The sequence below is a fragment of the Flavobacterium sp. genome, from assembly GCF_046155325.1.
Lineage (GTDB): Bacteria > Bacteroidota > Bacteroidia > Flavobacteriales > Flavobacteriaceae > Flavobacterium.
Window position 1 is genome coordinate 1 of record NZ_JBJXDQ010000021.1, and the last position, 4883, is coordinate 4883.

6 protein-coding genes are annotated in these 4883 nt (G+C 32.5%); 2 read left to right on the plus strand and 4 right to left on the minus strand.

All coding sequences use genetic code 11. From position 1 onward, the window contains the following. Positions 1-404: 404 nt before the first annotated feature. Together ACKVOD_RS01740 and ACKVOD_RS01745 are read left to right on the plus strand one after the other, a co-directional pair. Positions 405-1013, plus strand: a complete 609-nt coding sequence (locus ACKVOD_RS01740; protein WP_409207761.1) for a hypothetical protein — start codon at positions 405-407, stop codon at positions 1011-1013. 148 nt (positions 1014-1161) lie between these two features. Then, on the plus strand, positions 1162-1809 hold the full coding sequence (locus ACKVOD_RS01745; RefSeq protein WP_409207762.1) for a fibrobacter succinogenes major paralogous domain-containing protein: 648 nt from the start codon (positions 1162-1164) through the stop codon (positions 1807-1809). Positions 1810-2096: 287 nt separating this feature from the next. On the opposite strand, the gene ACKVOD_RS01750 is transcribed toward ACKVOD_RS01745, so the two are convergent. The 4 genes from ACKVOD_RS01750 to ACKVOD_RS01765 form a co-directional block, all read right to left on the minus strand. Then, entirely contained in the window at positions 2097-2405 is a 309-nt protein-coding gene (locus tag ACKVOD_RS01750) for a hypothetical protein (protein WP_409207763.1), read from the minus strand. A gap of 386 nt (positions 2406-2791) precedes the next feature. Then, a complete protein-coding gene (locus ACKVOD_RS01755) occupies positions 2792-3319 on the minus strand; it encodes a CIA30 family protein (protein ID WP_409207764.1) in 528 nt (175 codons plus the stop codon). Between the two features lie 272 nt (positions 3320-3591). Continuing rightward, complete coding sequence (locus tag ACKVOD_RS01760; protein ID WP_409207765.1) at positions 3592-4059, minus strand: YybH family protein; 468 nt, start codon at positions 4057-4059, stop codon at positions 3592-3594. 28 nt (positions 4060-4087) lie between these two features. Further along, on the minus strand, positions 4088-4612 hold the full coding sequence (locus ACKVOD_RS01765) for a YfiT family bacillithiol transferase (protein ID WP_409207766.1): 525 nt from the start codon (positions 4610-4612) through the stop codon (positions 4088-4090). Positions 4613-4883: the final 271 nt, after the last annotated feature.

A 4883-nucleotide genomic window follows, 5' to 3' on the forward strand; every position in this document is an offset into this window, starting at 1 on the left:
GTAAACTTAGAAAGTTAATGCTTCAATTTTTGTTTTCAAATTTACTTCAAATTTTCAGTGTTTACTATTCCACCCATTCACCTCCATTCACCCCCTGTTTTTCCTCAAAAAAGTCAATATCTGGCCCGGAACCTGGCCGGGCGTTGATTTGTAGTTAGTTACATTTAGACAAAATCGAAATCAACCGAATTTAACCGATTTGAGGGGGTGTTTTCCTCACGCAGAGGTATTATTGTTTAATACATTAGATATTAAAAAATATTACTTACCTTTTTAAAGTAAATCACCCACTCTATTGCAATTCTAACGCAATAACTCTATTTACAATTCTTGTAATCACTATTATTCCTTACAACTTATTTAATCATTGGGATAGGCTATACCCTATTTCTAAATCATCATTTATGAAATATATATTACTATTTATTCTCTTTGTTTGTTCATCAAATATCATTGAAGCACAAGACACTTTATCAATGAGATCTGGTGAAACCATTCTAGTCAAAGTAATTGAAGTGGGTACCTCTGAAGTAAAGTATAAAAAATTAGACAATTTAAATGGGCCAGTCTTTTCAATGCTGAAATCAGATTTATTAATAATCAAGTACGAGAATGGAACAAAAGATGATTTTAGTAGTATTAAAAAAATAGAAGAAAATAATTTTTCAGGATACGATCCATATATTCAAGGGAAACTCGACGCGCAAAGATATTATAATGGCTATAAGACTGCAGGAACAATAGCATTTATTTCAAATTTTGCGTATATTCCTGTTGTTCCATCTTTAATTTTTTCGATTGCTGCTACTTCAAAAATACCTAAAGATGAAAATCTGAATTACCCAGGTATTTCTTTAATGCAAAATGAAAAGTACGCAAATAGTTATCGACAAGAAGCAAAAAAAATTAAGAACCAAAAAATTTGGAAAAATTTTAGAGTAGGTGCTCGTATAGTTGGAAGTGTATTATTAATATTGGGAATTGGATTAACAGCATCTACTGGATTTATGTAATCTCCGTAAAATATATTCGACATGGTACCTGTTTAACGTCAGCATAAAGTGGACTAAAAAAGGTATAAATTAATAGAGCGTTTCCATAATTAATAATTAAACCGTCTACTTTATTTGACCTCATACATCTGAATAAATTAAAAACAAAATGAAAACAGTACTAGCTTTAGTTTTATTAATGGTTGGTTTCGGTGGTTCGCCTTGTAATAAAGAAAAAGAAACATGCACTCTAATTACTACTGGGACGCAAACGTTTATGGATAAAAACTTAGTGGTTGTAACTTATCGCAATGGAGATGCCATACCACAGGTAACTGATCAAACCGCATGGGCATCATTAACCACTGGTGCATGGTGTCATTATAATAATGATCCAGCTAACGATACTATTTATGGAAAACTATATAATTGGTATGCAGTGAATGATCCAAGGGGATTAGCACCACAAGGCTGGCATATACCTACTGTTGCGGAATGGACATGTTTCAGCATCTCATTGGGAGGCGAATTTGTAGCTGGAGGTAAGATGAAGACCACTGGAACTAGCAGATGGAATAGTCCTAATACAGGAGCTACCAACGAGAGTCGCTTTGCAGGTCTTCCAGGCGGGTTTCGGTGTGGCAAAAATTCATGCGGTGGGTTCGGCGATATAGGCAACGGCGGGTACTGGTGGACCAATGCAGAGAACGGTTCAGACGGCGCCTGGAGCCGCAACCTATACTACGCAAGTAAGAACTTAATAAGCAGCTACGGCGGTAAGAGTAGTGGGTTTTCAGTTCGTTGCCTTAGGGATTAATTTATTTAAATATTAGTCTTTTTTAAAATACTGATGCTGCAACCTAGTTAAAATATTTAAACAAAGAAACTCTCTACGACCGAAAGTCTACATTGTTTGACGACGGACACAAAGCCATCTTTTATTTTAAACTACTATATAATAGATCGTCTTCAGACATTAGTTAGGGTAAGATGTAATATAATTTATAGAAAAACTATTGAAGTTTTTCTATAAATTATATAAGGCAGCTTAATAAAGATAAAATATAAAGGTGGACTGTAAATAAAAATAGGTACTTACTATTTTTATTTCATTTCAATTGTTTCAATAACTAGGACACCGGATTTATCTATCTCACCAGTAATAGTTACTTCATTTCCTATAAAATTTTCAACTTTCTTAGGGTCACTAATTGTATAGCTTTTCTCATTAACAACAAATACTGGTTTTGCTCCACCCTTAACGCAACTTTTAGCGCATTCGGCATGGTCTTTACTGTAAACTTTCTTTGCACATTTATCATCGCTTATAAATCCTGTCCATTTTCCCTTATCCATTGCACTTACTGCTGAAAAATTTGCAATAAATAAAAGTACTGTTAGATATTTTTTCATAAATTTTATTTTTAATGAGATATTAAAATACAATTTTTTTTGATAATAATAGTATTTTTAAACCTTTAATTAGTCCCTATATGTGGAAAATATACACATTATGACTCCTTTGCGCCACGGCAATTTGACCTAGGACCGCCAAGTTTCAATGACCCATCTTCGCCACATTAAATTGATCCCTCATTTGCATTGTATTTCAAGTAGTTGGCAAGTGTCTAACGTCAGCATAAAGGGTGTGGACAAAATATTCAACTGTTCATGAAACAGAAGAAGCCGCTGTTAATGATTTGTAATATATTTTTTTAAAAATGATTTTACGTCTTCTTTTCTTGATAATTCCTTAGCAAACCTTAAGACAGAAACTAGATTATAACTAATCGATTTAATCATTCAATATCTATTTTATCCAAAACTAAAGTAAAAGATTCATTTTTTTTATTTCCGATTAAAAACACAATTTCTTCAATAGAATTTCCGGTAAAGTTTGGAATATTCATGGTTTGCCCTCTGAATGATGGGTATAAATCTTTTAAATTGAAAACAATAGTTTCCCAATTACCAGATGTTTTAAAACTTGTTATATATGAGTAGTAAGTGTTGCGGTTATTTTTGATTCTGAATTGATATTCTTTACCGTCACCTTTTAGTCTTATAATTACCTTGCTATCTTTTGTTGTATTGATTTTTTCAAATTGGTATCGTACAGAAGAAAACCCGCCATTATTTTCTAGTGACACATCGCCCGAGAACACACCATTACCATCATTGTCAATTTTGAATTTCCCATTTGATCTACCACCCATAACAACATCATCAACAATATTCCAGTCAGTAATATTGGAATTGTGATTAAAATCAAAAATCAATTGTGATTGAATCAAAAGAAGCATTGAGAGTGTTATAAATAATTTCATAGATCAAATTTATATCATATTGGCAAGTAAACATTTTTATGCCTGGTATTAGATAAAAAATATTAATACAAGTTTGTACGTAAAATTAGGTCTGAGCCAAGAAATGAAATGAATTTTTTTTAAGTTCATTAATCAGGTTCCGATAATTCCACCCCTTCACCTCCATTCACCCTGGTTTTCCCTCTAAAAACACATTACCTGGCCAGAACCTACACTAAATTAAAGGGTTTATGAAGTCAAATTCATAAACCCTTTAAAATGCAAGATTTTTATTATTTCGTCGCTAATGGAAGATCAGAGTTGGATATATCTCTATGAAGTTTCCATTTCCCATCTTCTTTTTTCCAAAGAACTATATATTTTCCCTTATCAATTTGCACATCATCTTTTGTTTTAATTACATATAAGCCTTCTTCTGTAATGTAGTTTTCATCGCCCCAAACTTCTGTGGTAGAAAGTTCTATTTTACTCACGCCTGCTCGGATTGAACTACCCCAAACCGTTGTTAATTTATCTTTCCCTTGCATGGAAGGCATATTATTTAACATAAGAGCACCATCCGAACTAAAAGCTGATGCCATACCGACTGAATCACCCTTAGCAATAATTTCACTGATCGCAGCATTAGCTGCTTCAATTTCATTTTTTGCGTTGGCTAAATCAAATGCTGGTTTTGTTTCTTGGTTTGTACAAGCAGTTAATGATGCTGATACAAGAAAACATAATAATAGTTTTTTCATTTTATTTATTTTTTATTTTAATAATTAATTACCACCCTTTGGTTTCAATTAAATTTTTGATATGTGCAATATGATGTTTACCATGCCACACATAAACAGTGAACATGTCCCATAAACTAATTTCTACTTTATGTGTTGGATGGAAAAACTTTTTTTGCCATTCAAAGGTAGTAAAGCTGCTAAGTAAATCGGCCCATCTTTGGTGTAATGCATAAAGGAGATTTATTGAAAAAGTTATTGGCGTATGTAAAACATCAGTTGTATTAGACCAGTCATTTTGGTTATAATCTTTAATGATAGGTAATTCCTCCGTTAGTGTTAATTTAAAGTATATATAACAATTCATGTGACTATCGGCTAAATGATGTACCACTTGTTGTATTGTCCATCCACCTTCTCTGTAAGGAGTATCTAATTGACTTTGATTCAAATTTTTAACAACATTTTCTAGATCTGTTGGTAAATTTCTAAAATCATTCAACCATTCATTTTTAGTTGCTTCGTCGAATGGCCTTAGTTCAAAATTTCCTATGGGGTAATGCAAATCTTTCATTTTATTTTTTTAATTTAAATTTAAAAATAAGTATCATTTAGGGACTAAAAAATTTTATCTTGATTAAAACACGCATATAACATAATGATAATTTAAATAACCCCTGCGTGAGGAAAACACCCCCTGAATTCGGTCCAAATTGGTCGTTTTCGGTTTTGCGAAAACATAACTAACTACAAATCAACGCCTTCATTTTCTCAAAAAATCTTCATAACCCTGAGGTCCCGGGTTCAAATCCCGGTCTCGCTACATGAAAATCAAGGACTTACGT

Bases quoted from the DNA above. Each gene is read 5' to 3' on its own strand.
- ACKVOD_RS01750 (WP_409207763.1), bottom strand. From the start codon at position 2,405: ATGAAAAAATATCTAACAGTACTTTTATTTATTGCAAATTTTTCAGCA.
- ACKVOD_RS01740 (WP_409207761.1), top strand. From the start codon at position 405: ATGAAATATATATTACTATTTATTCTCTTTGTTTGTTCATCAAATATC.
- ACKVOD_RS01745 (WP_409207762.1), top strand. From the start codon at position 1,162: ATGAAAACAGTACTAGCTTTAGTTTTATTAATGGTTGGTTTCGGTGGT.
- ACKVOD_RS01755 (WP_409207764.1), bottom strand. From the start codon at position 3,319: ATGAAATTATTTATAACACTCTCAATGCTTCTTTTGATTCAATCACAA.
- ACKVOD_RS01765 (WP_409207766.1), bottom strand. From the start codon at position 4,612: ATGAAAGATTTGCATTACCCCATAGGAAATTTTGAACTAAGGCCATTC.
- ACKVOD_RS01760 (WP_409207765.1), bottom strand. From the start codon at position 4,059: ATGAAAAAACTATTATTATGTTTTCTTGTATCAGCATCATTAACTGCT.